General features: G+C 58.9%; 26 protein-coding genes. 20 read left to right on the top strand and 6 right to left on the bottom strand.

Annotated features, from left to right (window positions below):
- Nucleotides 1–99: 99 nt before the first annotated feature.
- From CUV01_RS12900 to CUV01_RS12970, 14 genes are all read left to right on the top strand, one after another.
- The gene (locus CUV01_RS12900) at nucleotides 100–1,704 is read left to right on the top strand and encodes a bifunctional metallophosphatase/5'-nucleotidase (protein ID WP_101460837.1); all 1,605 of its coding nucleotides are present in this window, start codon (nucleotides 100–102) and stop codon (nucleotides 1,702–1,704) included.
- Between the two features lie 329 nt (nucleotides 1,705–2,033).
- Nucleotides 2,034–3,163 (top strand): IS3 family transposase gene (locus CUV01_RS12910; protein WP_101458713.1). Its coding sequence is split into 2 segments (ribosomal slippage): nucleotides 2,034–2,268 and nucleotides 2,268–3,163, totalling 1,131 coding nucleotides; the frame shifts between segments, so codons are not numbered across the junction.
- Between the two features lie 57 nt (nucleotides 3,164–3,220).
- Entirely contained in the window at nucleotides 3,221–5,578 is a 2,358-nt protein-coding gene (locus CUV01_RS12915) for a type VI secretion system Vgr family protein (RefSeq protein WP_232962222.1), read from the top strand.
- Nucleotides 5,579–5,591: 13 nt separating this feature from the next.
- Complete coding sequence (locus CUV01_RS12920; protein ID WP_157994855.1) at nucleotides 5,592–6,452, top strand: Tle-like phospholipase domain-containing protein; 861 nt, start codon at nucleotides 5,592–5,594, stop codon at nucleotides 6,450–6,452.
- Between the two features lie 77 nt (nucleotides 6,453–6,529).
- Nucleotides 6,530–7,105, top strand: a complete 576-nt coding sequence (locus CUV01_RS12925) for an ankyrin repeat domain-containing protein (protein WP_101460840.1) — start codon at nucleotides 6,530–6,532, stop codon at nucleotides 7,103–7,105.
- Nucleotides 7,106–7,284: 179 nt separating this feature from the next.
- Nucleotides 7,285–7,770 (top strand): ankyrin repeat domain-containing protein, encoded by a 486-nt coding sequence (locus tag CUV01_RS12930; protein ID WP_157994856.1) that lies wholly within the window; start codon nucleotides 7,285–7,287, stop codon nucleotides 7,768–7,770.
- A 205-nt stretch (nucleotides 7,771–7,975) separates the two neighbouring features.
- Nucleotides 7,976–8,551 (top strand): ankyrin repeat domain-containing protein, encoded by a 576-nt coding sequence (locus CUV01_RS12935; RefSeq protein WP_101460842.1) that lies wholly within the window; start codon nucleotides 7,976–7,978, stop codon nucleotides 8,549–8,551.
- A gap of 45 nt (nucleotides 8,552–8,596) precedes the next feature.
- Complete coding sequence (locus CUV01_RS12940; RefSeq protein WP_101460843.1) at nucleotides 8,597–9,664, top strand: DUF4123 domain-containing protein; 1,068 nt, start codon at nucleotides 8,597–8,599, stop codon at nucleotides 9,662–9,664.
- The gene (locus CUV01_RS19675; RefSeq protein ID WP_157994857.1) at nucleotides 9,661–10,419 is read left to right on the top strand and encodes a hypothetical protein; all 759 of its coding nucleotides are present in this window, start codon (nucleotides 9,661–9,663) and stop codon (nucleotides 10,417–10,419) included. Before CUV01_RS12940 ends, CUV01_RS19675 begins: the two co-directional genes overlap by 4 nt.
- Complete coding sequence (locus tag CUV01_RS12950) at nucleotides 10,416–11,228, top strand: hypothetical protein (RefSeq protein ID WP_157994858.1); 813 nt, start codon at nucleotides 10,416–10,418, stop codon at nucleotides 11,226–11,228. The genes CUV01_RS19675 and CUV01_RS12950 overlap by 4 nt, the downstream gene beginning before the upstream one ends.
- A 396-nt stretch (nucleotides 11,229–11,624) precedes the next feature.
- A complete protein-coding gene (locus CUV01_RS12955; RefSeq protein WP_101460846.1) occupies nucleotides 11,625–12,008 on the top strand; it encodes a hypothetical protein in 384 nt (127 codons plus the stop codon).
- 111 nt (nucleotides 12,009–12,119) lie between these two features.
- Nucleotides 12,120–12,806, top strand: a complete 687-nt coding sequence (locus CUV01_RS12960; protein ID WP_101460847.1) for a hypothetical protein — start codon at nucleotides 12,120–12,122, stop codon at nucleotides 12,804–12,806.
- Between the two features lie 21 nt (nucleotides 12,807–12,827).
- A complete protein-coding gene (locus CUV01_RS12965) occupies nucleotides 12,828–13,109 on the top strand; it encodes a PAAR domain-containing protein (protein WP_101460848.1) in 282 nt (93 codons plus the stop codon).
- Nucleotides 13,110–13,148: 39 nt separating this feature from the next.
- Nucleotides 13,149–14,492, top strand: a complete 1,344-nt coding sequence (locus CUV01_RS12970) for a DUF7986 domain-containing protein (RefSeq protein WP_101460849.1) — start codon at nucleotides 13,149–13,151, stop codon at nucleotides 14,490–14,492.
- 375 nt (nucleotides 14,493–14,867) lie between these two features.
- Here the strand turns inward: CUV01_RS12970 and CUV01_RS12975 are convergent, their stop codons facing one another.
- From CUV01_RS12975 to CUV01_RS12990, 5 genes are all read right to left on the bottom strand, one after another.
- Nucleotides 14,868–15,854: a Gfo/Idh/MocA family oxidoreductase gene (locus CUV01_RS12975; protein ID WP_101460850.1), complete on the bottom strand. Its 987-nt coding sequence runs from the start codon at nucleotides 15,852–15,854 to the stop codon at nucleotides 14,868–14,870.
- A gap of 4 nt (nucleotides 15,855–15,858) precedes the next feature.
- The gene (locus CUV01_RS20250) at nucleotides 15,859–16,815 is read right to left on the bottom strand and encodes a GMC family oxidoreductase (protein ID WP_277869371.1); all 957 of its coding nucleotides are present in this window, start codon (nucleotides 16,813–16,815) and stop codon (nucleotides 15,859–15,861) included.
- 281 nt (nucleotides 16,816–17,096) lie between these two features.
- Nucleotides 17,097–17,444: an FAD-dependent oxidoreductase gene (locus tag CUV01_RS20100; RefSeq protein WP_338418315.1), complete on the bottom strand. Its 348-nt coding sequence runs from the start codon at nucleotides 17,442–17,444 to the stop codon at nucleotides 17,097–17,099.
- Between the two features lie 306 nt (nucleotides 17,445–17,750).
- Nucleotides 17,751–18,098, bottom strand: coding sequence for a transposase family protein (locus CUV01_RS20365; protein WP_157994859.1), 348 nt, complete (start codon nucleotides 18,096–18,098; stop codon nucleotides 17,751–17,753).
- A gap of 124 nt (nucleotides 18,099–18,222) precedes the next feature.
- The gene (locus CUV01_RS12990; protein WP_232962224.1) at nucleotides 18,223–19,140 is read right to left on the bottom strand and encodes a LysR substrate-binding domain-containing protein; all 918 of its coding nucleotides are present in this window, start codon (nucleotides 19,138–19,140) and stop codon (nucleotides 18,223–18,225) included.
- A gap of 74 nt (nucleotides 19,141–19,214) precedes the next feature.
- On the opposite strand from CUV01_RS12990, the gene CUV01_RS12995 reads away from it, so the two are divergent.
- The 5 genes from CUV01_RS12995 to CUV01_RS13015 all read left to right on the top strand — a co-directional run bounded on the left by CUV01_RS12995 (nucleotide 19,215) and on the right by CUV01_RS13015 (nucleotide 23,814).
- A complete protein-coding gene (locus tag CUV01_RS12995) occupies nucleotides 19,215–20,423 on the top strand; it encodes an acyl-CoA dehydrogenase (RefSeq protein WP_101460852.1) in 1,209 nt (402 codons plus the stop codon).
- Nucleotides 20,424–20,492: 69 nt separating this feature from the next.
- Nucleotides 20,493–21,608 carry a butyrate kinase gene (gene buk / locus CUV01_RS13000; RefSeq protein ID WP_232962226.1) on the top strand — a complete coding sequence of 372 codons (1,116 nt, stop codon included), beginning with the start codon at nucleotides 20,493–20,495 and terminating at the stop codon, nucleotides 21,606–21,608.
- Nucleotides 21,602–22,528 carry a phosphate acyltransferase gene (locus CUV01_RS13005; RefSeq protein WP_101460853.1) on the top strand — a complete coding sequence of 309 codons (927 nt, stop codon included), beginning with the start codon at nucleotides 21,602–21,604 and terminating at the stop codon, nucleotides 22,526–22,528. Before buk ends, CUV01_RS13005 begins: the two co-directional genes overlap by 7 nt.
- Entirely contained in the window at nucleotides 22,518–22,889 is a 372-nt protein-coding gene (locus CUV01_RS13010; protein ID WP_157994860.1) for a 3-hydroxyacyl-CoA dehydrogenase NAD-binding domain-containing protein, read from the top strand. The genes CUV01_RS13005 and CUV01_RS13010 overlap by 11 nt, the downstream gene beginning before the upstream one ends.
- A complete protein-coding gene (locus tag CUV01_RS13015) occupies nucleotides 22,882–23,814 on the top strand; it encodes an IS5 family transposase (protein ID WP_101460855.1) in 933 nt (310 codons plus the stop codon). The genes CUV01_RS13010 and CUV01_RS13015 overlap by 8 nt, the downstream gene beginning before the upstream one ends.
- 105 nt (nucleotides 23,815–23,919) lie before the next feature.
- On the opposite strand, the gene gabT is transcribed toward CUV01_RS13015, so the two are convergent.
- A complete protein-coding gene (gene gabT / locus CUV01_RS13020) occupies nucleotides 23,920–25,215 on the bottom strand; it encodes a 4-aminobutyrate--2-oxoglutarate transaminase (RefSeq protein ID WP_101460856.1) in 1,296 nt (431 codons plus the stop codon).
- Nucleotides 25,216–25,331: 116 nt separating this feature from the next.
- On the opposite strand from gabT, the gene CUV01_RS13025 reads away from it, so the two are divergent.
- A complete protein-coding gene (locus tag CUV01_RS13025) occupies nucleotides 25,332–25,907 on the top strand; it encodes a cupin domain-containing protein (protein WP_101460857.1) in 576 nt (191 codons plus the stop codon).
- The last annotated feature ends 15 nt before the right edge of the window (nucleotides 25,908–25,922 follow it).

Below are 25,922 nucleotides of genomic sequence, written 5' to 3' on the forward strand. Positions count from 1 at the left end.
CGAACTGACGTTAGGGCCGGCGCTGATAAGTTTGACCGCCGCGACCTGCTGCGCCAAGCTGTCAGGATAGACCAACAGGAACCCCGAAAGGAATCACGCATGAAAACCCGTCTTCTTCTGGCTGCATCGGCAGCGGCGCTGGCGGCTGGTACGGCGCAGGCCGAAACCGTTCTGCATATCCTGCACACGAACGATTTTCACAGCCGAATTGAATCGATCAACGCCTATGACAGCACCTGTGATGCCGAGACCGAGACCGCAGGCGAATGCTTTGGCGGCACCGCGCGCTTCGTGACCAAGCTGGCCGAGCTGCGCAACCAGTTCGAAGAGGCGGGCGAACCGGTGCTGTTGCTCGATGGCGGCGACCAGTTCCAGGGATCGCTGTTCTATACCACCTACAAGGGCGAGGCCGCCGCCGAATTCATGAACCAGCTGGGCTATGACGCAATGGCCGTCGGCAACCATGAATTCGACGATGGCCCCGAAGTGCTGGCGGGCTTCATGGACAAGGTCGAGTTCCCGGTGATCTCGGCCAATATCGACCCGTCGCAGAACGAGGCGCTCAAGGACAAGCTCAAGGGCAGCGCCATCATCGAGATCGGCAACCACAAGATCGGCATCGTCGGCGGCACCACGCTGGACACGCCCGAGATCGCGGCACCGGGCGATGATGTCATCTTCATGGACGATATCGAAAGCGTCACCGCGGATGTGCAGGAACTGACCGATCAGGGCGTGACCATGATCATCGGCCTGACCCATAACGGCTACCTGCGCGATCAGGAAATGGCGGCGGCGGTGCCGGGGCTGGATGCACTGGTCGGTGGCCACTCGAACACCTTCCTCAGCAATGACGACGACGGCGCGGACGGCCCCTATCCGACGCTCGTTGCAGGTGCGGATGGCCGTGACGTGCCGGTCGTGCAGGCCTATGCATATGGCAAATATCTGGGCCACCTCAAGCTGACCTTCGATGATGAGGGCAACGTGACCGCGGCCGAGGGCGGCCCCATCGTCATGGACGGCACCGTCACCCCGGACGAGGCGACGCTGACCCGGATCTCGGAACTGGGCGCGCCGATCGAGGAACTCAAGAACAAGCAGGTGGCCGAAATCGCAGCCCCCATCGACGGTGACCGCTCGAATTGCCGCGCCAAGGAATGCGAAATGGGCAATGTCGTGTCCGAAGCCATGCTGGAGCGGGTCAAGGATCAGGGCATCAGCATCGCGATCTCGAACGGCGGCGGTCTGCGCGCCTCGATCGACCAGGGCCCGGTGACCATGGGCGAGGTACTGACCGTGCTGCCGTTCCAGAACACCCTGTCGACCTTCGAGGTGAACGGCGCCGATGTGGTGACCGCGCTTGAAAACGGCGCCAGCCAGCTGGAAGAGGCCGGCGGCCGCTTCGCACAGGTTGCCGGTCTGAAATACACCATCACTGCGGGCAACGAACCGGGCAGCCGGATCAGCGATGTCACGGTGATGAAAGACGGCGAGTGGGCACCGATCGACGAGGCCGCCACCTACGGCGTGGTCTCCAACAACTACGTGCGCGGCGGCGGCGACGGTTATGAAATCTTCGAAACCAACGCCCAGAACGTCTACGACTTCGGCCCCGATCTGGCCGATGTGCTGGCCGAATACCTGGCCGCGCAGGGCCCCGATTTCACACCCGTTCTGGATGGTCGCATCACGGTGAACTGACCTTGGTCTGATCCACACCAAAAGGCCCCGGTTCACGCCGGGGCCTTTCCAATCCGAAGTCCCGCCAAACCAAGCCCATCAATGCCGCAATGGCGCGATGCGGTTTTGAATGGCGGGATTGCGCCCAACTTGACGTCTTTCTGCGATTGCATAAAGCTGATTGAAGAATTCAGTTAGGGTGTAAAATGCCTTTAGAAGTAAATCTCCCGCTCATACTCCTCGCAGCACTCGTCGCATCGGTCAGTCCTGGCCCTGCGACGCTTGTCTGGACCTGTCGCGGTTTGGTGCCGCTCCTTTGACCACGTAATGTGCAGCAAAGGAGATGAACCATGGGCACAGTCAGGACGGATGAATTTCGCAAGGATGCAGTGCGGATTGCGCTGACCAGCGGGCTTTCGCGGCGTCAAGTTGCGGATGATCTTGGGGTCGGCTTGTCGACCCTCAATAAGTGGGTGAACGCACACCGGGACACGGACGTAGTCTCAGCCGAGGATCGCGAGTTGGCGCGTGAGAACGAACGGCTTCGGCGCGAGAACCGTATCCTCAAGGAGGAGAGGGACATCCTAAAAAAAGCCACCCAGTTCTTCGCGGGCCAAAAGCCGTGAGGTTCAGGTTCATCGAAGAACAGCGCGGGGCCTTCCCGATCGACCGGCTTTGCCAGGTGATGAATGTCAGCCCGCGTGGATTACGGGCCTTCCGCAGCCTCCCAGCCAGCCACAGGCAGCGCATGGACATGGTCGTTCTGGCGCATATCAAGGAACAGTCGCGTCTGAGCTTGGGCAGCTATGGTCGGCCGAGGATGACAGAGGAGCTGAAAGAGGTTGGTGTCGATGTCGGGCATCGACGCGTCGGTCGCCTGATGCGCGAAAACAGGATCATCGTTGAAAGAACGCGTAAGTTCAAAGCCACGACCGACAGCGCCCATACGTTCAACATCGCCCCGAACCTGCTGGATCGCGACTTTAGTGCAGCCGGGCCCAACCAGAAATGGGCGGGCGACATCAGCTACATCTGGACCCGCGAGGGCTGGCTATATCTGGCAGTCATCCTGGACCTGCACTCCCGCCGCGTGATCGGCTGGGCTGTCAGCAACCGGATGAAGCGCGATCTGGCGATCCGGGCCTTGAAGATGGCGATTGCCTTCAGGTCGCCACCCAAAGGCTGCATCTTCCACAGCGACAGGGGCAGCCAATACTGTTCGCATGACTACCAGAAGATCCTGCGCCAGCATGGCTTCAAAGTCTCGATGAGCGGCAAAGGTAATTGTTATGACAATGCGGCCGTCGAGACATTCTTCAAAACCATCAAGGCCGAGCTGATCTGGCGGCGGTCATGGGTAACCCGGCGGCACGCTGAGATGGCGATCTTCGAATACATCAATGGGTTCTACAATCCGCGTCGACGGCACTCAGCACTGGGCTGGAAAAGCCCGGTCGCTTTTGAACGGAAGGTGGCTTAAACGAGCACTCGGAGCGGCACAAATACGTGACAGGTCCAGGCCGAGCGTCTGGGTCGGTTGACCACGGAGCTCGGGCCGGACGTTCTGGTGCTGCTGCGTTTCGATGGCAGCGACCACCTGAATGACCTCTTCGAATACCGCGTCGAAGCTCTGGCCATTCGCGACGATCTGGATTTCGATGCGCTTGTCGGCACTCATGCCACGGTCGAGATTGAAGCCCATGACCAGATGCGGCCCTTTGACGGGATCGTCACTTCGGCCAGATGGGCCGGCGTGGGCGAGAACGGGCATCGCTATGACCTGACGCTGCGGCCGTGGTTCTGGCTGGCCGGGCGGCGGCGGAACCAGCGGATTTTCCATAACAAGACCGTCGTGCAGATCGTGCAGGAACTGCTGTCCGATTATGCGTCCTTGGGCGATCCGGCGCTGGAGATCAGCCTGTCGAAGGATTATCCGACCCTTGAATACACGGTGCAATACCGCGAATCCGATCTGGATTTCGCCCGCCGCCAGTTGGAGCGGGCTGGTATCAGCTTCCATTTCCGCCACGCGATGGGCAGCCACACGCTGGTGCTGACCGACGATGCGCTGGCGCATGTGGACGTCGGCCCGCGCCCGTTCAAGCGCTATGACGGCCATCACCAGTATGAGCAGGAGCATTTCTGGGACTGGGCGCCGGAACGCAACATCACCACCGGGGCGGTGCGGCTGACCGACTATAACTTCAAGAAACCGACCCAGGCGATGGAGGTCGACCGTCTGGGTGACGCCCAGCACGCGCAGGGTCAGATCGAAAGTTTCGACTATCCGGGCGATTATCTGGCGCAGGATGTGGGTCGGCTGGTGGTGGGCCTGCGGACCGAACAGGAACGCGGCGCGGATCGGCGCAACCGGGCGGTGGGCGATTGTGTCAGCCTTGGCGCGGGCAAGCGGATGACCCTGTCCGGCGATCAGGTGCCGGGCACGGGCGAGACCTATCTGTGCCTCTCGGCCAGCCATCACTTCGTCAGTGAAGCCTATGGCTCCGGCGGTCAGGGCAGCGACGGCTATTCCTTCACCGGCAGCTATGTACTGATTCCCGACACGGCCCCGATGGCCCCGCCAAAGCGCACGCCGCTGGCGGTGGTACAGGGCCCACAGACCGCCGAAGTGGTCGGCGAAGACGAGATCGACTGCGACGAATACGGCCGGATCTTGGTGCGGTTCCACTGGGATCTGGACAAGGCTTATTCGATGCGCTGCAGGGTCAGCCAGAACTGGGCCGGCGCCGGCTGGGGCGGCATGGTCATCCCCCGCATCGGCATGGAGGTGCTGGTCGAGTTCCTCGAAGGCGATCCCGACAAGCCGGTCGTGGTGGGCAATGTCTTCAATGGCAAGAATGATGCGCCCTATCCGTTGCCCGCGCATAAGACCAAGGCCGTGTGGCGATCCAAGACCCACAAGGGCGAAGGCTTCAACGAGTTGAGCTTTGAGGACGAGGTCGGGCAGGAGAATATCGCGCTGCACGCGCAGAAGGACCAGACGCTGAAGGTCCTGAACAACCGCATGAAGCGGGTGGACAATGATCAGATCGAAAGCGTCGGCAGCAACAAATCCATCGAGATCGGCAGCAATCATCAGGAGCGTATCGGCGGCTCGATGAACCTGACCGTCGGCGGCGGCAAGATGGGGCTGTTCGCGGCGCTGGCGGGGATTGCCGGTCAGGCAACCAAGGACGCACTGAATGTGGCCGAAGAGGCTGGTGATCCGTCGATCCCGGCCTTTCTGGGCGGCGTCGTGGCCGCGACCGTGGGCGGCGAGATGGCATCGAGCCCGCTGATTTCGGCCTTTGACGGTGCGGGGCAGAACCGCGCGGTTGCGGGGGCCCAGCAGGTCGGCACCGGCACGGCGCTCGGGTCCGTGCTGTCGGCGATCATGCCGGTCTCGGGTGTGATGAACACGCTGGTCGAGAAATTCCAGGCCGACACGATCGGCCTGGCGCGGACCGAGCAGATTGGCCTGTTCAAGAACACCATGGTCGGCGCGGTGCGCAATACCATGGTCGGGCAGAAGGAGTTCACCAAGGTCGGCGTCGAGCAGCGCCTGCAGGTCGGCAAGACCAAGACCGTCGATGTCGGCGAGGAGTACACCACCCATACCGGCCAGCGCGCGGCGCATTCTTCGGGCAAGCTCTATCAGATTTCATCCGAGGAGAAGTTCGAGGGCAGCTCGAAGGTCTGGGAGATAAAGGCCGACGACACGCTGCTGCTGTCCGCCCCCGGCGGCTATGTCGAGATCAACAGATCCGGCGTCCGCATCCGCGGCCTGAAAGTGCTGATCGAGGGCAATGCCATCGACTTCAAATCCGGCGGCCCCGGCGAAGGCAGCAAATGCCTGCGCGCCATGGCCAAATCCGCAACGCCGTTCGTGAGGTAGGGGAATGGTCGGCATGAGCGACGCCGCCATCGGCGATCTGGCGAAATCATTGCACAAGAACGGGGTCACGGCCGAAGATATCGCATCTGCAGACGCAATGGCCGACGACGATCTTTCACCAGACAGCGACGACGTGCCGTGCAAGGCCTGCCAGGAAGATATCTGCAAGGCGTTAAAGAAACAGTCGGCCCGCAACAAGGACGAGCAGGAGAAGGCCCAACTGGCCGCCGCGACCTATGATCCGAACGCGCCCTTGCCCGAAGGGTATCGCCGGGCAACCGCGGCTGATCTGCAGAAAATGGGCCTGTCGGACGGGGCGGGGACCAACATTCTGGTGTTGAGTGATGAGCCGGATTTTCATGCCGAGGCTTTTGTCAAAACTGATCCGGTCAGTCGCGCCGAAAGCTATGTGGTCGGCTTCAAAGGGACGGAGATGCTGAGCGGCAGTGATTGGGGGACCAATTTCGGTCAGGGTCTCGGGCGCAAGACAGCATATTATATGCAGGCGAATAGCATCGGAGAGAAACTACGTGGAGGCGGGGTTAGCCCGATATCATTTGTCGGTCATTCGCTTGGTGGCGGTTTGGCGGCGACAGCATCTGGTGCCTCTGGCCTTCCGGCCCAGACCTTCAATGCCGCCGGCTTGTCAGGCAATACACTTGACGATTTATCGCTGGCGAATTCCGATTTGATCAAAAACACAAGCGTCACGGGAGATATTCTGACTGGCGTGCAAAATAGGACGATTGCCCCTGATGCCTTTGGTGTCAGCCGTAGCATTGCCGATGTTAAGGCGGCCAATTACTCGCGCGGAGCCTGGACCGGCAACACCTATAATTCTGGCATTGAAAACAACGCCAAGAGCGGGGTTTAATTGCATTTCATGGAAGAGGTGCAGAAATCCCTGGAGCAGGAAGAAACCGTGATCCGACGACAGATGGAGGCGAATCGATGCGGCAGGTGACAAGAGCCGTCATTGCTCTGGCGCTGATCGCATCGCTGGCGGTGGGATGGGCGGTTGCGAAGGATGAGGGGCGGAACACGGAGCAAAAAGTAGATATTTATGAAATGTATAATGATCTGCCGATCATCTTCTGGCGGATCAGTCAGCGGAACTATCCGGCAGTGGACGCCCTGCTTAAGGCCGGTGCCGATATAGAGACGCGTGGATTCTTTGGAATGACCCCTGTGATCGCGGCAGCAACAGGCGATGGTTGGGGCATGGTGAAGCTCCTGATCGAGCGTGGCGCGGATCTGAACGCTTACGCAGGAAATGGTATGACGGTTGCCAATCTGGCCCTGACCTCCCGCGTCCTGCTCGACAGCCCGAACGGGCAAGACCTGCAGGATGTCCGTGCCATCCTTGCCGAACGTGGGCTTTACGACGATATCCCGACCCCTGCCGAGCTGCGCGAACAGATGGAGGCCGGCACCTTGCCCCGCCCGCCCTATTTCGACGCATGGCGCGCAACGCATTGGCCCGCCGATGCCAATGCCCGCGCCGACAAGATCCGCGCCGCGAGATGAGAAACCTGTGGGGCGCACGGGATGAAAGAGGTGCAGAATTCCCTGAAACAGGAGGAAGCGCAGATCAAGCGCGAGATGGAGGCAAATCGGTGCGGCAGGTGACAAAAGTTGCGATTGCCCTGGCGGCGATCACATCGCTCGCAGTGGGCTGGGCCGTCGCGAATGACGAGAGGCAGGATATGACAAAGAAAGTCGATATTTACGCAGTGTATAATGACCTGCCGATCATCTTCTGGCGGATTGATCAGCAGAATTATCCGGCAGTCGACGCATTGCTTAAAGCCGGGGCCGATATCGAGACGCGTGGGATCTTCGGGATGACCCCCGTTATTTGGGCGGCGAGTGGTGGTAGTTGGGGTATGGTCAAATTCCTCATTGACCGAGGCGCAAACCTGACGGCTTACGCAGAAGATGGCATGACGGTTGCCAATCTGGCCCTGAACTCCCGCGTCCTGCTCGACAGCCCGAACGGGCAAGACCTGCAGGATGTTCGCGCCATCCTTGCCGAACGTGGGCTTTACGACAATATCCCGACTCGTGCAGAGCTGCGCGAACAGATGGAGGCCGGCACCTTGTCCCGCCCGCCCTATTTCGACGCATGGCGCGCGACCCACTGGCCCGCCGATGCCAATGCCCGCGCCGACAAGATCCGGGCGCAACAGTGATATTTCGCCTTCAGGCCGGGCGGTATTTTGAGAGCGAGGCAGACCTTGCAGCAGGACGACCATAGGCCATCGATTCTGATCCATGCGACCAATTTTACCGGTGATAGTCTGAGTCGTCTGCAGGACAGTTGGATTTCATGGAAGAGGTGCAGAAATCCCTGGAGCAGGAAGAAACCGTGATCCGACGACAGATGGAGGCGAATCGATGCGGCAGGTGACAAGAGCCGTCATTGCTCTGGCGCTGATCGCATCGCTGGCGGTGGGATTGGCGGTTGCAAAGGATGAGGGGCGGAACATGGAGCAAAAAGTCGATATTTATGAAATGTATAATGATCTGCCGATCATCTTCTGGCGGATCAGTCAGCGGAACTATCCGGCAGTGGACGCCCTGCTTAAGGCCGGTGCCGATATAGAGACGCGTGGATTCTTTGGAATGACCCCTGTGATCGCGGCAGCAACAGGCGATGGTTGGGGCATGGTGAAGCTCCTGATCGAGCGTGGCGCGGATCTGAACGCTTACGCAGGAAATGGTATGACGGTTGCCAATCTGGCCCTGACCTCCCGCGTCCTCCTAGACAGCCCGAACGGGCAAGACCTGCAGGATGTCCGTGCCATCCTTGCCGAACGTGGGCTTTACGACGATATCCCGACCCCTGCCGAGCTGCGCGAACAGATGGAGGCCGGCACCTTGCCCCGCCCGCCCTATTTCGACGCATGGCGCGCAACGCATTGGCCCGCCGATGCCAATGCCCGCGCCGACAAAATCAGGGCGCAGCCGTGAGTTAAGGTTCAATTAAGCGGTGCACGTTAGATTGTGAGGAAGGTGATGCAGCAGTACGACCCATGGGCGATTGACCCGGTCAGGCAGCCAGCACAGGCTAAATCTGAAACGGACGCACGGCCAAAACCGCCTGCATCGCTGGAAGAGGCGCTGTTGTCATTGGATCACAAGTCCGCGCCGGTCTTCGCGGTGCTCGATGGTGCGCAGTTCGACAACCTGCCGCAGGAGCTGCTGCTGGGCGATTTCGTCAGCCGCCCGCTCTACCTGGACCGCGGCGAGAACAACCCCGACCAGATCATCACCGCCCCGCATATGGTCTGGCTCGACGAACGCCCGGAGAAAGTTACCGGACGCGCGCCAAAAGACACCATCCCAGCTCTGCTGGCCCTCATCGTCAATCGCCCCGCCGCAGTGTTCTGGCAATGCCCGGACGGGGCGGATGCCCTCTACAAGCACCTCAGGGGCATCAATATGGTGATGATTCCGAAGGAATTTGCACCGCCTGCGGATTTTGCTCGTTTGGACGATGAGCAGCTCGGCCAATCTCCTTCCCATGAAGCGGTCTTGTTCCGCCATGCAGACGCCAATGTCATCGCGCAGACCCTGCCGGCGATGGACGCCGCCGAAATGGCACGCTTTTATGGCCCCGCCACGCACTTGTTCTTCGCGTCAGATCCGGACTGGGCAAATGGCCGGGATTGGCTGCAGGCAGATCGGTCTGACGGATTGCCAAAACCGCAATCAGGGCTGCTGACCCTCAGCGCCGCGACGATGGAGGGCATCAAGCACGCGCGAGAGCGCAGGTCACTTCAGCGAACCGCCGGCTTTCTGCGCAGAACGCTTCCTCGTGATTTTCAGGGTCTGTCAGATCATCAGCTTGAGCAGATCGCGCGCAACAGCCGGAAGTCGGGCAAGGAACTGGGCGTCAGTAGTGCAGGCGCGCATCAGAGGTGGGCATATCTGATGGCAATCACCGAGGGCCGCGTGGCAGAGGAACGCCGCGTGCGCGATTTTATTCGATCAGGCGATGACAAGCCTGATCGTCAGGTAAAGTTTGCTATGCTGGACACGCTGGAGCGCATGAAGGCAGTCGCGGCGGAGATCGACCCATGAGCACAGCGGGACCCGCGGGAGCCGCGGGAGAACTGGGTGGCAGGGTTGCCGGGGGTGTGATTGGTGGGGTCATCGGATCGTTCATTCCGCCGCCTGGTCTTGGAACCTTGCTCGGTCGCGCTGTCGGATCACGCCTCGGTGGGTTGGCTGGTCGTGCGGCGGCGACAGCACTGCAGGATCACATCAACAGCATGGAAGAGGCTGAAGACGAGGCAGAGGAGAGTGACCAGGCGACCACTGCAGAAGAAGAGGCGGTATGTCGCGAGTGCCGCGAGCGGTGTCAAAAAATTGCGGACGACATCAATCGCCTCATGTATCGGAACAAGCGAGGACCGGGCACCCAACGGGGGACTCATGGATTAGCCTTACGACGGGCAGAGCAAATTCGCGGTGAGTACGGCCCTGGGCAAGTGAAGATGGGATATAAAATCAAGAACGGTGTGCGGGTACCCGATATCAAAGAACCATGGCAAACACATCGCGAAGAGATTCAACGCCAGCAAGATCAGCTAAAAAAGAAAATCAACGAATATGACTCGGGAGACTGCAACAAGCATATTCCTGACGCATTCAATCGGCAAGAAGCTGATCGTATGATGGAAACATCTTTCAATCCGACCCCCGAGGAGTGGTTGGGGCCATACCATCCACTTTGTGATGGATTGGGTGAGGCAATCCGGCAGAACTCTACGCCAAAACTACCTAGATTTCTTCGCGCGGGGCAAGGAAGCGGAACCAGAGGATTGATGTCATGATAAAAAGGTTCGATTTCTCTCGCTGTAACTCAAGCGGCATACGATGGAGCCTTCCTTTTCATAGCACTGATTTGGTGTTTGATCATCGTGCCCTTATGGGTTTAGGCTTCATGTCCAAGGCACTGCAAAGCGCATTAAGGAAGTGGTTAGAAAACGAGAATTTTCTAATAACAGAGCGCCCTACATTTGAATCATTTCCAAATCACGGTCAGCTTTCGTTGTCAGAGGTATTTGAGATTTTTACACGAGAGAATGAAGCGCTAGGCTCGGAGCTCAATGAATATATTGAGTGGCTTGAAAGGGTGGGCGGACGAAAAGAAGACGGGTTTGAAGATAATCGTAGCGCTTGGGCATCTATCCTTACACTCCTTGCCTGTCGCCCAGAAAGGTTATCGGGTCACCAACCGTCCAGAGAACTGCTTCGTTTTTTGCAAGTGGTGCGGGAGAAGGTGGTTGAGCCAGACAAGCGACTAAAATCCCTTGAAGGAAAGCTTCAGCCAGACTGGGATCAATACGAAAAGATCTCTGATCCCGTCACTCCACGCAGCGACTGGGACAGCTTGATCTATGAGGAAGTCGTATTGGATTTCGATATCGATTTGGCAACGCCGCTAGTTATCGCCCCGGAAAAATACAATTTCTCTAAGGTTATAGACTGGTACGATGAAAATTTTAACAAATCGCAAAAAGAAGGATTATTTTCCGAAATTTCACAGATAGCAACTCGTGAGCGAACTGTGAACTTCGATCTTTTGACATTGCCGCTCGAACAGATGCGGTATCGACCCACAGGCAGTGTGGCCGCATAGCTATTTTCGCTCATGCTGCTTGACGCTGCTGTGGGAGACGTGTGACCTTAGAATCATTGAGGGGATAATCGTGTGTCGAAGCCAGTCGCACTTATTGGTCATCTTCACAGCTGCCCAGTCCACGGCGGTGGGCCGGTGATGAACCCCGGACAAACCCTTGTCAGGCTCAACGGCTTTCCGCCACTGCGGCTCGTGATACCTCACGCATGCGCGATTACTTGCGAATTGTCCGGCCTGCCAGCGGCTCGTCAGGTAATTGGCTAATATCTTGAATATCAACGAAAGAGGGGATCACCATCTCGATAAAAACGGAGTGCCTGTCCCGAAAAATTAAGGTGCTTCTCATATTTCTCCGGGAACCACGATACGAAACAATAGGAATGGCGGCCTAATGTCATGATGATGCACCTTGATGATTTCTTAGAAAAATACGATCTCTACGATAAGGCTGTTTTGTCCATAGCTGAGGCGTCTCAAGACAGTGTTCTTCTGAGTTTCGATCTCTATAGCGAGGACGATCCTGATCGGAATGACTATGGCAAAGAATATTTGCTTCTCGTTACGATTCCACGATCGCAAATAAAAGTCATCACGGGACCTCTCTTTATAAGTGAGCCGGAATGCTATGGTCAGGTGCTCGAAGATTCCTCGGAAGGAAAAGCACTGTTTATAGGAATTGAATGGTCAAGATATTCGAACAATTACTATGAATGGAGTAAACTGCAAATCGGGTCTGGGGCGCTAGATACAAAGGAAGTTATTGTTGAAAGAAAGCAATGATTAACTTTTCTCACGATCGACTGCTCAACGTGACGCCTGCTTGGTATTGGATGGTGTCAGACCGCGCTGGCGAATTCGATGACGCCTTATTGCGCCCTATAAAAAGGCTTGATGTCGTTCACGCTGCAACGGAGAGATTACTTCTCTAAGCAGCAGAGCATTGATCCGTCGGGATCTGATACCCAGATAAGTAATAATGTGCGCGAGATGCTTGAACGGCTGGAGGACGCCGGTGAAGACATTGATCGTATTTATGAATGGGGGCGCGCGTTAGATTCAGATATGTGGAGCTATGCAGAGTTCGAAGGACGCCCATCTGCTTCGCTTTGGGACAATACGATTGGTTGGTGGCGACCTGATGAACTCGCTAAGCTTGATCGGTCTGGCGTGGATGTGCGAGATCGGCTCTATGCCTCTTGGAATGAACAGGTCAATAAGCCCGCGGCTGCCCTGAAGCACCGTGTGAAGCTTGATCGAAAAGGGTGGCAGGAAGATGAAACTCGTCGATCGGAATGGGATAACTTTCTCTGGGACAAGTGGTTCAAGGAGTTTCAATACGATCCCGCTAAGGTCGCCGCAGATGGATATCGGCGGATGCTTTTCCGCGAATGGTGGCGCAAGATTGGGCCGACAATCACGCCGGAAGAGCGGGTCCAGATGGTGCGTTGGCATGAAGAGGGTTCACGAGCACGCGACAAGGATGGCTTTCTTCAAGCCAACGACATCGGCTGGATAGGAGATGCCGTGATGACGGACGTGTTTCCGCCCTTTTTCGACGTAGTTGCAAAGTCGCGATAGTCGCCATGATTGAGGAAAGCGATGTCCAAACCAGTCGCACTTGTCGGCCATCCGCACACCTGTCCGATCCACGGCGGTGGGCCGGTGATGAACCCCGGGCAGGCTTTCGTGAGGTTCAACGGCATTCCGCTAGCGGTCGAAGGTGGGCAATGCGGCTGTCCCGGGACGCCTCCGCTGCCCGACCCGATGGTGAAGGGCTCAGGCATGGTCAAGATCAACGGGCGCGGCGTCATGCGTATCGGCGACAAGACGGCGCATGGTGGCAAGATTGCGATGGGCGTTCCGACGCTGAAAGCCGACTGACCTCGGTCCGGTCGGGACGGTGATGGGGCAATGATACAGATGGTGGAACGCAACGACATATCGGGTCTGCTGGGCTTTATCGGCCGGGACGAGATCTGGCGCGAGCGGCTGCAGGATGCGGTCGCGGAGCATCTGTTGCCGGCGCTTGAGGAGTTCGATCTCGATCATGACGACCTGACCGATCTTCTGGGCGAGCAGTGGTCGGGCGTGCTCTGGGGCTGCGGTTTCGAGGATTTCCTTGGCCACCGCTACGGCGACGGCAATATCGTCGATCTTTACCTGAAGCGTCGAGGATGGAAGGAAAGCGTGCTGAACCGGGCCTATTTCGCGGCGCTGCGCGATAACCCGGTCAGCCTTTATGAGGTCAGTGATGTCCGGCCCGGCACCTCGATGGTGCTGCGCGATCTGCTGACGGATGCCGCGGCCGTCACCGTGCGCGAGAAATCCGCCAGCCGCACACTGAAACGATGGGACCGGATCGCTGTCCGCGTGGTGCCCGAGCGCGATCACCATGTGATTTCTGGTGCCCTGCTTCCCTTCTCGTCCGAGGCCACCGATCTGCTGCTCTCGGGCCTGCGCGATGCGTTGAAGATGAAGAAACGCGATCTGCTGCGGCTGACGTCCGAACAACTGTCGAGCTGCGCGCCGATCTTCACCGCCGCCTGGCTGTTCACGGAAATTGCCCGGACGCTCGATCCCGCCGTGCCGGAACTGTTCAATTCGGACGGCGATGAGGTGATGTTCCACGACCTGCGCTTCCCCTTCGCCGCCGGCGCGACGCAGAGACAGGTCGCGACGGGACTGGACAGGGTGAAGGCGCTTCTGCCCGAGGGGCCGAAATTCTGGAACTGGATTGCCGTGCGAAAAGGTCGAGGCGCCCGACCCGCAAGCGGCACCATGCTGGAAAGCCAGATGGAGAGCGGGGAAACGGTGCTGGGGAGGCTGGAGCTGAAGGGCAAAGCGCTGCTGGTCAGCGTCAATTCGGCCAGGCGCGCGAAGAAGGCCGAGGCGCTGGTGAGCAAGGCGGTGGGCGAGCTTTTGAAACCCCCGCTGACCAGGATCCGCACCGTCGAGCAGATGATGGCCGAGCGGCGAAGCGAAAAGCCTGGGGACGCGGCCGAAGACATCCCGCCCGAAATCGCGCGTCAGATCATGCAGGAATACATGGACCGTCACTATCGCGAAACGCTGGACGCGCCATTACCGATGCTGGGCGGCAAATCTCCCCGTCAGGCGGCACGCAGCGCGGCCGGGCGCGAGAAGGTGGTCGAGTGGCTGAAATATCTGGAGAACGGCAATGCCCGCGGTGAAGGGGGAGCCGTCGCCGAATACGATTTCGGCTGGATGTGGGCCGAACTTGGGCTGGAGGGGCACAGGAAATGAGCGCCATTTGCCTGACCTGCTGCGATGCTCCGATGGTGTCGAAAAACGCTTACCTCAACGCCACCTCAACCCTTGGCTGCAGTTTTCGCGCAGGTTGCGCCGTCCAAAGCCGCTTAATGCGGTCAAGCGTCGGAATGAAAATCGCTAGGAATCAAACGGTTGTCGAGTAAGATGCTGAAATCGCTCGGTTTTCAATTTTCTCCCCTGATCGGCTCAGAGCCTGAAGGTCGTAGCTTCAAATCCTACCCTCGCCACCAAAAAATACCAGGATATCAAACGCTTGAATGTCGACCGAAATGGTGAGGCATAGCCATCAGCAGTTTACATCAACGCCACGTCAACGCTTGGGGAGACGCGTGGACCCTATTCGGCCAACTAAATAGCACGACCATTGATTGCGGAATTCTGACAGGCTAGCGCCACTTGCAATGCTGCCCGTCCATCCAATGCAGTTGCCGATGGTGTACGGTCTTCTGTCACCGATGAATAAAACTCACCGAGCGCATTATAGAATGACATGTCGTAACGCTCGAGGAAGAAGTGCTTCAGGGGCTGCTTCGCCTCGGTGGCTGTGGCCCCCCAACGCAGGACATTTTCGTCACAATGATTAACCGTCTGCAGCAGCCCGTCGTCGCCGAATGCCTCAATCCGCTGATCAATTCCATAGGCACAGCTGCGCGAATTGTTGATGTGCACGAGCAGCCCTGAGGGCATTTTGAGCGTCGTCATTGGCAGATCATAATCGCCTTCGGCGCAGATCCGGGGGTCATGGACGCAGCTGCCAGTGGCGATGACCTGCACTGGCGATTCTCCGGCGATCCAGCACATTAAATCGATGTCATGGATTGTCGCATCGACGAAATAGCCGCCAGAATTGCGCACATATTCGATCGGCGGCGGGGCCGGCTCACGACTTGTGCTCACCAACATCGTAAGGCGTCCGATCTCGCCATTGCGCACGGCGGCAGCGAGCGCGGCGTTATCGGAATCAAAGCGCCTGTTGAAGCCCAGCATGAAGGGCACCCGATGCTCCTTTAGTGTTTCGAGGCATTCGTCAACCCGCACGAGTGACTGGTCCAACGGCTTTTCGCAGTAGATCGGCTTTCCCGCCTGCGCTGCGCGGACTATGTAATCCACATGCGTATTCGTCGGCGTCGCGATGATGACCGCATCGACGGCGGGATCGCCCAGCACGTCGTCCAGAACCGTCATCGCCCGGCCGCCATATTGATCGGCGACCGCATTGGAAGAGCTTTCGCGCGGATTGAACATAACCTCCAGCCTCAGCCCGTTATGTGCGTTGATCTTGGGGCCATAGACATGGGCCATGCGACTCGTTCCCAGCAATGCAACTCCCAGCATCGTTCTACCTCGCATCCTCATTGATCATCGCCGCGGCCTTTTCGCCGATCATGATTGTGGCCGCATTCGTGTTGCCGGTGACGATGCGCGGCATGATCGACGCATCGACGACACGCAGTCCATCAATTCCGCGCACACGCAGACGCGGATCAACTACCGCATCAGGACCAGCGCCCATCTTGCAGCTGCCGACAGGATGCAGCAAAGATAGACCCGAGCCGCGACAATATTCCAGCAATTCCTGGTCCGATTGCAGGTCTTCGCCCGGCGTAAGCTCGGTCCCTACGCAACGTGCCATCGGATCGGTCGCGGCGATGCGACGCCCGAATCTGAGACCTGCGATGGCGGCGCGCTGATCGACCTCATCTGCGAGGAAATTGAACTGGATTTCCGGTGCATCGCATGGCTTGGGACCGGTCAGCCGGACATGCCCGCGCGAATTGGGGCGCATATGTTCAGCAAGAATGGTGAAGCCGGAAAAGGGCAGAGGCTTCAGGTGTTCGTCGGTGCACCATGCCATGAAAGTTACCATCATGTCGGGGCGGTCAATGTCGGGTCCCGATTTTATGAACGTGTTCGAGTAGTTAACATTGTCCGCGAAAGGCCCGGTGCGGAACAGCAGATAGAGCAGCAGCTGCCCACCTTTCAGCTTGTTGTTGTAAAGATCGTTGACTGTCGATTTAACGGTAGAGCGATATTCAGCCCCGACGCAGAAGTGGTCCTGAAGGTTCTCGCCAACGCCGGGCAGATCATGCTGTGGCGAGACGCCATTCGATCGCAGCAGGCTGGCGGGGCCAATGCTGGAAAGCTGCAAAAGTTGCGGAGAGTTGAAGGAGCCGCCGCACAAGATCACCTCGCGCCGCGCGCGGGCGGAATGGCGGCCGGGAGGATCTGACCAAGTGACGCCTGTCGCACGTCGGCCGTCCAGATCGATCCGTTCGACCAAGGCTTTTAGCTGCATTTTGATGTTATTTTGCGCGGACCGCGCAGATATCCGGCTGCGGTGCTCCATCGGCGGCCTTTCCTGGTCGTGGTCTGGACATAGCCCATGCCCTCTTACCGGGCGCCGTTGAAATCATCACTACGTGGGACGCCCAAGGCTTCGGACGCGGCATGGAACCCCTCTCCCAATGCGTGCTCCGTGCGCAGATCAGATACCGCGACCGGTCCGCCTACGCCGTGATATTCGCTGGCACCGCGCTCCTGGTCTTCACAAGACTTGAAATCTAGCAAGACCTCGTCCTAGCCCCAGCCGATGCATCCATCCGCAGCCCAGCCATCGAAATCCTGCGGCTGGCCACGCATATAAATCATGCCGTTGATCGCACCGGTTCCGCCCAGCACCTTGCCACGTGGCTGGAACAGGCGCCGCCCGTTCACATGCGGCTCTGGCAGGCTTTCGTAACACCAGTTCACGGACGGGTTATCATAAAGCAGGGAATATCCCAGAGGTATATGGATGAACGGGTTGCGATCGCTTCCGCCTGCCTCCAGCAGCAAGACCTTGTGACCAGCTTCTCCCAATCTGCTGGCGACAGCGCATCCGGCAGAGCCGGCCCCGATCACAATGAAATCAAACTCCTCACCCATCCTTCTTCGCCCCCTGAATACCTTTCAGGCCAGAGGGTGACACGGGCTTGGAGCGCAACGGGACAGCCAACATATCAGATATGGACAAACCGGCGCCTTCAGAGATTTGCCAGAACTGAAATCATCGGTTCCGGATGGAATGCACCAGGAAAGGCGCTGTGATGACACGTGAAGAGCTGCTGCGAATCCTCAGCTTCGTGGATTCGAACCGCAGGATCGCTGAAAAGGATACGCGATTGTCCGCAGTTGACCCGAGATGGAACATTATCTCTTTCGCAATTCGCCGTCATCTGGAGGGAAAATTGATTACGGTGACTTCGGCTGGGTGACAATCTTGCCGACACGTGAGGTGCGTCGCGCAAAAGGACGCGCGATCGAGGCGATCTGGCCCGAGAACGTCCGGCGCGCGCAAGCGGGCGCCAAACATCGCCAACGGCAAACCGCGAGGTCAACCGTTACCTCGTTTCCATGCGCGGGATGATCCTGCAGCCACTGACGCCGCCAGCCGTGACGTCGTGGTGAATGCAATCCACAGTCTGGGCAGATGCCGTTTGGTGTCAGACTGCCCGATACAATCCACCTGCCGGTTTCACTTCGCTCAACGCTTTGAACCGAAACATCGCTCCCGGGCGACCAGTGGTGCTTCGAAATCATGACTATCCCTCCTGAATTTTCCAGTCTCAGGATAGTTGCGCCACACAAATTGAGGATGACCCGATTTTAGGGCAACGCGATACTCCCTCTTGAGCGGGTGGGGCCTTCGCTGTTTCGCGCGCCTTCATAGTTGCTGCGCCACGGTCTGAAGCCAACTGGCGAAGGCCTCCATCGCCGGGCTTTCGCCGCGCGCGGCGGGCCGGATCAGGGCGTAGTGGGTCATTCCCGGCAAAGGCCGCGCATGAACGCGGTGCAATGTTCCGGACGCCAGTGCCGCCTGCACAAAAATATCGGGCAATAGCGCAAGCCCCAGACCTGCCTGTGCCGCTGAAATGACCATATCGAAATGTTGCACCCTTGGCCCCTGCAAGCGCTCAGACGTTGCGTCTCCTGCACTGGCATACCAGTCATTCCAAAGTTCTGGCCGGGTTGTAAGCTGAATGAGCGGGTATTTCGCCAAGTCCGCTGTGGTCAGATCCCGCCCTTTGGCGACAAGGCGCGGGGACGCCACCAGGACCAGCGTTTCCTCTAGCAAGGGCATCACATCGGTGTCCTTGCGGGCCATTACCGCGCGTTGGATCGCGGCATCAAAGGGGCTATCTTCAAAATCCACGGGATGCAGGGCCGCGCCAAGGTCAATTGAAACATCGGGGTGCGTTTCCAGAAATTCCGGCAAACGCGGGATCAGCCATGTGGCGGCAAACGTGGGCAAAACCGCCAGCCGCAAAACATCACCGCCTTTGCCAAACGCCATCGCCATCTTGGCGGATCGGTCAAGTGCGTCCAGAATATCGCGGGCGTCTCGCACCATTGCGCGACCGGCATCTGACAATTGCAACCTTTTGCGGACCCGGTGGAAAAGCTGCACCCCCAGCCGTTCTTCCAGTGAGCGGATCGAGCGGCTGACAGCACTTTGTGTCAAGTTCAGCGTATCCGCTGCACGCGATACCGAGCCAAGATCGCTGCAAGACACCAATGCACGCAGTTCCTGAACGCTGGGAGTATAATTGGGGCGATAGATCATATCATGCGTAAAACTCATGAAGTGTGGAATTTCTATTGTTAGCATCCTGGCCCCGGCTTTGCTAGGACGAGGCAAACCAAAAGGAACCCGACATGCGGCTGAAAGCCAAAGACGCCCCCGATCTGAACCGGTTCAACTGGGAGGATCCCTTCTCGCTTGAAACCCAACTTACCGAAGAAGAGCGCATGTTGCGCAATGCGGCCAAGGCTTATGCGCAGAATAAGCTGCAACCGCGCGTCATTGCTGCTTACCGCGATGAGCAAACCGATGTGGAGATCTTCCGCGAGATGGGTGAGATGGGTTTGCTCGGTGTCACGATCCCCGAGGAATACGGTGGTGTCGGCGCATCCTATGTGGCGTACGGCCTTGTCGCGCGTGAGGTGGAGCGGGTCGACAGCGGGTATCGGTCGTTAATGTCAGTGCAAAGCTCGCTCGTGATGTATCCGATTTACGCCTACGGGTCCGAGGAGCAGCGCAAGAAATACCTGCCCAAGCTGGCAACCGGCGAGTGGATCGGCTGCTTTGGCTTGACGGAGCCTGATGCAGGCAGTGACCCGTCCGGCATGAAAACCGTCGCGAAGAAAACCGCGAATGGCTACGCGATTTCCGGCGCGAAGATGTGGATTTCCAACAGCCCGATTGCCGATGTGTTCATCGTCTGGGCCAAATCCGAGGCCCATGGCGGCAAGATTCGCTGCTTTGTGCTGGAAAAAGGTATGAAAGGCCTGTCCGTTCCAAAAGTAGGCGGCAAACTTTCCCTGCGCGCAAGCATCACTGGCGAGATCGTGATGGAAGGTGTGGAAGTTGGCGAGGATGCGCTGCTGCCCAACGTTGAGGGCCTGAAAGGCCCCTTCGGATGTCTTAACCGTGCGCGCTACGGGATCAGCTGGGGTGTGATGGGGGCGGCCGAATTCTGCATGGAGGCGGCACGGCAGTATGGCCTTGACCGCAAGCAGTTCGGCAAGCCGCTGGCGCAATCCCAGTTGCAACAGCTCAAGCTGGCCAACATGCTGACGGAAATCAGCCTAGGGCTGCAAGCCAGCCTGCGCGTCGGCCGCCTTTTGGATGAGGCCGAGGCCGCGCCGGAAATGATTTCGGTGATCAAGCGCAACAACTGTGGCAAGGCGCTCGACATCGCACGGATGTCGCGGGACATGCACGGCGGCAACGGGATTTCCGAAGAATTCCAGATCATGCGCCACATGGTGAACCTTGAAACGGTGAACACCTATGAAGGCACCCATGACATTCACGCGCTGATCATCGGGCGCGCGATCACCGGTTTACAGGCGTTTTTCTAGGCCTGCGACACCAGGCAGCGGCGGGCGTTTGTCCGCCTTGTCAATACCGCTTTGCCCGCGAAAGGTCGTATGATGACGAGAGCTGCGCTTATTCTCACGATCAATCCGGGCACAACCACAACCCGGTTTGGGTTGTTTGCGCCTGATGCCGGGGCTGTAACCCCTGTCACCGAGGCGACCATCGAGCATGATGAGAAGGCCATGGCCAGTTTCGCCGAGATTGCGGATCAGCTTGAGTTTCGCGCGCAGGCGATTGCCGAATTTCTGAGCACTATTCCCGGCGGTGTCACCCTGGGCGCCGTGGCCGGGCGCGGCGGTATGCTGAGCCCGGTGCCAGCCGGTGTGATCGCGGTGAACGATGCGCTGGTGGCGTTCGCCCTGCACACGCCGGTGTATCGGCATGCCTCCAACCTGGGCGCGCCGCTTGCGCAGGCTATCGCCCGACAGCACGGCATTCCTGCCTTCATCGTGGACCCTGTGTCGGTTGACGAACTGCCAGATGTGGCACGCGTTTCCGGCTTTCCGGAACTGCCGCGCTTTTCCTTCGTCCATGCTCTGAATATTCGTGCCTGCGGGCGGCGGCTTGCGGACGGGTTGGGCAAACCTTTTGAGGGGCTGAACGCGGTTGTGGCGCATATGGGCGCGGGCGTGTCCATTGCGGCGATTAAAAACGGGCGGATCGTTGAAAGCTCCAACCGGATGGAGAATTCGCCGTTCTCGCCAGAACGGGCGGGTGGCCTGCCGATCATGCCGCTGATCGAGCTGTGCTATTCAGGCAAATACACCCATGCCGAGTTGACCAGAAAGCTTTACGGGCAGGGCGGTGTCTTTGCCTATCTGGGCACGAAAGATATGCGGCAGGTCGAGGCAAGGATAGCGGGTGGTGACGCGCAGGCCGCCCTCGTCTGGGAGGCGATGATCTATCAATTCCGCAAGGCAATCGGGGCGATGGCGGCGGTGCTGGACTTTCAATCGGACGGGATCATCCTGACCGGCGGCATGGCGCATTCGCCCTGCGTGGTGGAGGCGCTGACCGCCGGTTGCCGCGCGCTTGCCCCCGTGCATGTCTATCCGGGCAGCCACGAAAGCGAGGCGCTGGCCGCCGGTGCCGCCCGCGTGATGGCCGGGGTCGAAACCGCCCTGAACTGGCCGGTTGTGCCGGGCGGAGAGCGCATCGCATGTTGATCAAGAGCTTTGCCGCGCTTGAGAGCGCTATGTCCGAGCGCGCGCCTTTGCGGGTTGTGGTCGCAGGGGCCGGTGACAGCCGCGTTCTGGATGCGCTGGCGGCGGCTGCACAGGATAACCTGATCGGCGCGGCGATCCTTGTGGGCGACGGCGTCGAGATAAAGCGCCTTCTTCCCGGATCACTCACAGACATTGCGGATATCATCAACGCGCCAGAGGCGGACGCATGTGCGGTCATGGCCGTGGCGGTCGTGCGACAGGGCCGCGCCGATGTGCTCGTGAAGGGCAGTGTGAACAGCGCCGCCTACCTGCGCGCCGTTGTGAACAAGGAAACCGGCCTGCGTAAATCCGGCCCCTTGTCGAACCTCACGCTGGCCGAAATGCCATCGCTGGACCGGCTGATTGGCGCGACGGACAATGGCATCATCCTGGCCCCGACACTTGAGCAAAAGCGCGCGATCCTGCGCAATACCCAGGCCCTGTTTCTGGGCCTCGGTATCAGCCATCCCCGCGTCGCCGCGATTGCCGCCTCCGAGAAAGTCTCGGAGCGGCAGCCCGCCACCACAGATGCCGCCGCCCTGAGTGCAGAGGCGCGCCAGGGTGATTTCGGGACGATGTCCATCGAGGGGCCTTTCGGCTATGACGTCGCCCTGTCAAAGGCCGCCGCCGAGGCCAAGGGGATCACCGACAGCGCGGTTGCGGGCCGCGCTGACCTGATCCTGTTTCCCAACATCGAGGCCGGCAATGCGACCGTAAAGGCGTGGAAACTGCATGGGCAGGCCCGCACCGCGAGCGTGGTGTTGGGCGCATCCGTGCCGGTGTTGCTGAACTCACGCTCCGATGCTGTGGAACAGCGCAGGCTGGGTCTGGTGCTTGCACAGGCCATCATTGCAGGATTGGCGCTTCAAGATGGAGATTGAAACGGTTGGCGGCATCGGCGCGGGTCAAATGGGAAACGGGATTGCGCAGGCCGGTTTTGATGTATTGCTCAACGATGTGAGCCAGGACCACCTCGACGATGCCGAGGCGCGCATCACCAAAAACCTCGACTGCTTGTTTGCCAAGGGCAAGCTGGATGGGGATGAGAAGGAGCGTACGCTAAGCCGTATCCAGACCACGCTGGAGCTTTCCGCCCTCGGCCCGATGGATCTGGTTATCGAGGCGGCGTCAGAATGCGAAAGCATCAAGAACACTATATTTGCGGACCGGCGTTGTTGCAAAACTCGGGCCACGAAGGATTCACTTCGCGAATCCATGCGGTTAGACGGGGTGGATGAGTGAGCCACCACCCGCCCGATATCGCACCACGAACTGGTCCAGCTACAACGCATCACTCAGGAAGCGTGGTTCGCTGCTGATCTGGGTCGATAAGGATATGACTTGGCTCGCGCCGCGCGACGGAAGGCCTCGTCGGCCCCCGGTTTTTTCCGATGCTGCGATCCAGTTTTGTCTCTCGATCAAAGTGCTGTTCAAGCTGCTTTTGCGCCAGACCGCCGGTATGGTTGCCAGCCTGCTGCGGATGGTGGGCATAGACTGGCCGGTGCCCGATTTCTCCACTCTGTGTCGTCGGCAGAGGACACTGGCAGTTCAGATGCCGTATCGCTGTGCTGGTGGGCCGCTCAACCTGCTCGTAGACAGCACCGGCATCAAATTCCTCGGCGACGGTGAATGGCAGGCCCGCAAGCATGGTGTTCAAGGGCGGCGTCAATGGCGCAAGGTACATCTGGCGATGAACACCGCCACGTCCGACATCCGCGCCATCGAGTTTACCCCCAGCCGCGATGGCGATAGTCCGGTGCTTCCGGACCTGCTTGGTCAGATCTCCGAAGACGAGGAGATCGGCACCGTGACCTCCGACGGCGCCTACGACACGCGCCGTTGCCACAAGGCTATCATCGAGTGGCAGGCTATCCCGATCATTCCGATCCGCAGGAACGGACGCCTCTGGAAAGACGACTGTCCGGCAGCCCGCGCGCGCAACGAAACCCTGCGCGCAACACGATACTATGGGAAGGCGTTTTGGAAACGCTGGACGGGATACCATGCGCGAAGCCGCGTCGAGGCGAAGATGCGCTGTCTCAAGGCCTTCGGAGAACGCATCGCCGCAAGAGACCCCGACCGACAGACGGCCGAAATCCAAATCCGCATCGCCCTCATCAACCGCTTCAATGCACTCGGCACCGCCGAAAACGAACGCGTGGCATAGCCCCAGCGGGGAAAGGGGCAGTCATGCCTCAAGCGGGAATTGCGCAACAACGCCGGTTTTGATGTTGCGTCATGTCGACCTCTTGATCTGATGGAGGCCACGCCCTCAGGCGTGAACCTTGTCGATTGCGGCTTCAATCGAGGCCTCAAGTTTGTCCAATGCCTCATCCACCTGGTTTGACGGCGTGGTCAGAGGCGGTAGAATACGCACCACGTTGCCCCGCGTGCCGCAGGGCAAGATGATCAGGCCGCGGTCTTCGGCTTGTGCGACAATCTCGTGGGTCAGCGCGACATCCGGCTCGCGGGTCTGACGGCTTGTGACCAACTCGAATGCGACCATGGCCCCAAGGCCGCGCACATCACCAATGGCTTCCATGCCTTGACGGCTGGCGATGGCCTTCAACCGTGCGGTGATCGCTTCGCCGATTTCGGCGGCCCGCACACACAGGTTCTCTTCCTCGATGATATCCAGCATCGCGTTTGCCGCCGCAACCGCCAGCGGGTTGCCCGCATAGGTGCCGCCGATGCCGCCGACAGGGGCTGCGTCAATCACTTCGGCACGGCCCGTGACAGCCGAAAGCGGGAAGCCACCGGCCAGCCCCTTGGCCATGGTGACAAGGTCCGCCGCCACGCCCGGATGTTCAAAACCAAACATCTTGCCCGTGCGCGCCATACCGGCCTGGACCTCATCGGCGATCAGGATGATGCCATGCTCATCGGCAATTTCGCGCAAGCGGCGCAGGAAGTCGAAATCCGCGACGTTGAAGCCGCCCTCGCCCTGAACAGGCTCCACGATGATGGCCGCGATACGCTCGGGATCGAGGCTCGATTTGAACACCATATCCAGGTTCGACAGGCTCATCTCGGGAGTCACACCGTGATAGGCGTTTGGAAAAGCGACATGATAGATTTCGGCCGGCATTGCCCCAAAGGCTTTCTTGTAGCCCGCAACCTTGCCGCCGAGGGCCATGCCCAGCAGGGTCCGGCCATGGTAGCCGCCCGAAAACGCAATCACGCCGGACCGACCGGTGAAGGCACGCGCCATCTTGATCGCGTTTTCCACAGCCTCTACGCCAGTTGTGGCCAGCATCGTTTTCTTGGGAAAGTCGCCCAATGTGAGATCATTCAGGCGCTCCGCCAGCCGTATGTAGCTCTCGTAGGGGGCGACGTGAAAGCAGGTATGTGTGAAAGCTTCGGCTTGTTTGGCGACAGCCGCCATCAGCTTGGGGTGGCGGTGACCTGCATTGTTCACCGCAATGCCAGCGGCAAAGTCGATGTAGCGTTTTCCATCGGCATCCCACAGCTCGGCATTTTCGGCATGGGTCACATAGATGCCACGCGTCGAGACGCCTTTTGCGACAGCGTTGTCGCGACGGATCTTCAGTTCAGCAGAATTTTCCATGACAGGTCTCCTTGAGTTATCTCGACCTGTACGCATGCTCAATATATTGAGCAAGAAATTTCTTTCTAATTGAGCAATCTTGTGCTGCCGGGTTATATGTCAGGCCGGAGGGTGGCATGCTTGAATTTGACGTTGGCGCAAGGCTCAAGGAGCTTAGAGTTCAGAACGGGCTTTCGCAAAGACAGCTCGCGGAATCGGCTGGCGTACCACACGGTCAGGTTTCGATGATCGAGACAAACAAATCTAGTCCGTCTGTCTCATCTTTGCGCAAGATACTGGGCGGATTGTCTATTGGAATGACCGAATTTTTTGAGCCTGAAGCTCAGGAAGAAGAACGGCCCTTCTTTACCCCCTCGGATCTGCGCGACCTCACCTCTCGACTGTATTCGGAGCAATGCCCCGAGGGGAAGATCACGTTAAAGCAGGTTGGCAATGCCAGATTGCACAACCTTCAGATCCTGCACGAGACCTACGAGCCCGGCGCGGACACCGGCGAAGACATGCTGGAGCACCCGTCAAATGAGGGAGGCATTGTCGTGTCGGGCGAAATTGAAGTCACTGTCAAAGGCAGTGTCAGTGTTCTCAAAGCCGGTGATTCCTATCTCTTCAACTCGCGCGAACCCCATCGCTTTCGCAACATCAGCGACCGCCCGGCCACCGTCATCTCTGCGTGCACGCCACCTTATCTTTAGAGGTTGGTCACTGTC

Origin of the sequence: Paracoccus tegillarcae, from assembly GCF_002847305.1 — a bacterium.
Lineage (GTDB): Bacteria > Pseudomonadota > Alphaproteobacteria > Rhodobacterales > Rhodobacteraceae > Paracoccus > Paracoccus tegillarcae.

Excerpts from the sequence above, each read along its gene's own strand:
- CUV01_RS12900 (WP_101460837.1), top strand. The coding sequence starts at position 100 with ATGAAAACCCGTCTTCTTCTGGCTGCATCGGCAGCGGCGCTGGCGGCT.
- CUV01_RS12920 (WP_157994855.1), top strand. The coding sequence starts at position 5,592 with ATGAGCGACGCCGCCATCGGCGATCTGGCGAAATCATTGCACAAGAAC.
- CUV01_RS12925 (WP_101460840.1), top strand. The coding sequence starts at position 6,530 with ATGCGGCAGGTGACAAGAGCCGTCATTGCTCTGGCGCTGATCGCATCG.
- CUV01_RS12930 (WP_157994856.1), top strand. The coding sequence starts at position 7,285 with ATGACAAAGAAAGTCGATATTTACGCAGTGTATAATGACCTGCCGATC.
- CUV01_RS12935 (WP_101460842.1), top strand. The coding sequence starts at position 7,976 with ATGCGGCAGGTGACAAGAGCCGTCATTGCTCTGGCGCTGATCGCATCG.
- CUV01_RS12940 (WP_101460843.1), top strand. The coding sequence starts at position 8,597 with ATGCAGCAGTACGACCCATGGGCGATTGACCCGGTCAGGCAGCCAGCA.
- CUV01_RS19675 (WP_157994857.1), top strand. The coding sequence starts at position 9,661 with ATGAGCACAGCGGGACCCGCGGGAGCCGCGGGAGAACTGGGTGGCAGG.
- CUV01_RS12950 (WP_157994858.1), top strand. The coding sequence starts at position 10,416 with ATGATAAAAAGGTTCGATTTCTCTCGCTGTAACTCAAGCGGCATACGA.
- CUV01_RS12955 (WP_101460846.1), top strand. The coding sequence starts at position 11,625 with ATGATGATGCACCTTGATGATTTCTTAGAAAAATACGATCTCTACGAT.
- CUV01_RS12960 (WP_101460847.1), top strand. The coding sequence starts at position 12,120 with ATGTCGTTCACGCTGCAACGGAGAGATTACTTCTCTAAGCAGCAGAGC.
- CUV01_RS12965 (WP_101460848.1), top strand. The coding sequence starts at position 12,828 with ATGTCCAAACCAGTCGCACTTGTCGGCCATCCGCACACCTGTCCGATC.
- CUV01_RS12970 (WP_101460849.1), top strand. The coding sequence starts at position 13,149 with ATGGTGGAACGCAACGACATATCGGGTCTGCTGGGCTTTATCGGCCGG.
- CUV01_RS12975 (WP_101460850.1), bottom strand. The coding sequence starts at position 15,854 with ATGCTGGGAGTTGCATTGCTGGGAACGAGTCGCATGGCCCATGTCTAT.
- CUV01_RS20250 (WP_277869371.1), bottom strand. The coding sequence starts at position 16,815 with ATGCAGCTAAAAGCCTTGGTCGAACGGATCGATCTGGACGGCCGACGT.
- CUV01_RS20100 (WP_338418315.1), bottom strand. The coding sequence starts at position 17,444 with ATGGGTGAGGAGTTTGATTTCATTGTGATCGGGGCCGGCTCTGCCGGA.
- CUV01_RS20365 (WP_157994859.1), bottom strand. The coding sequence starts at position 18,098 with ATGATTTCGAAGCACCACTGGTCGCCCGGGAGCGATGTTTCGGTTCAA.
- CUV01_RS12990 (WP_232962224.1), bottom strand. The coding sequence starts at position 19,140 with ATGAGTTTTACGCATGATATGATCTATCGCCCCAATTATACTCCCAGC.
- CUV01_RS12995 (WP_101460852.1), top strand. The coding sequence starts at position 19,215 with ATGCGGCTGAAAGCCAAAGACGCCCCCGATCTGAACCGGTTCAACTGG.
- buk (WP_232962226.1), top strand. The coding sequence starts at position 20,493 with ATGATGACGAGAGCTGCGCTTATTCTCACGATCAATCCGGGCACAACC.
- CUV01_RS13005 (WP_101460853.1), top strand. The coding sequence starts at position 21,602 with ATGTTGATCAAGAGCTTTGCCGCGCTTGAGAGCGCTATGTCCGAGCGC.
- CUV01_RS13010 (WP_157994860.1), top strand. The coding sequence starts at position 22,518 with ATGGAGATTGAAACGGTTGGCGGCATCGGCGCGGGTCAAATGGGAAAC.
- CUV01_RS13015 (WP_101460855.1), top strand. The coding sequence starts at position 22,882 with ATGAGTGAGCCACCACCCGCCCGATATCGCACCACGAACTGGTCCAGC.
- gabT (WP_101460856.1), bottom strand. The coding sequence starts at position 25,215 with ATGGAAAATTCTGCTGAACTGAAGATCCGTCGCGACAACGCTGTCGCA.
- CUV01_RS13025 (WP_101460857.1), top strand. The coding sequence starts at position 25,332 with ATGCTTGAATTTGACGTTGGCGCAAGGCTCAAGGAGCTTAGAGTTCAG.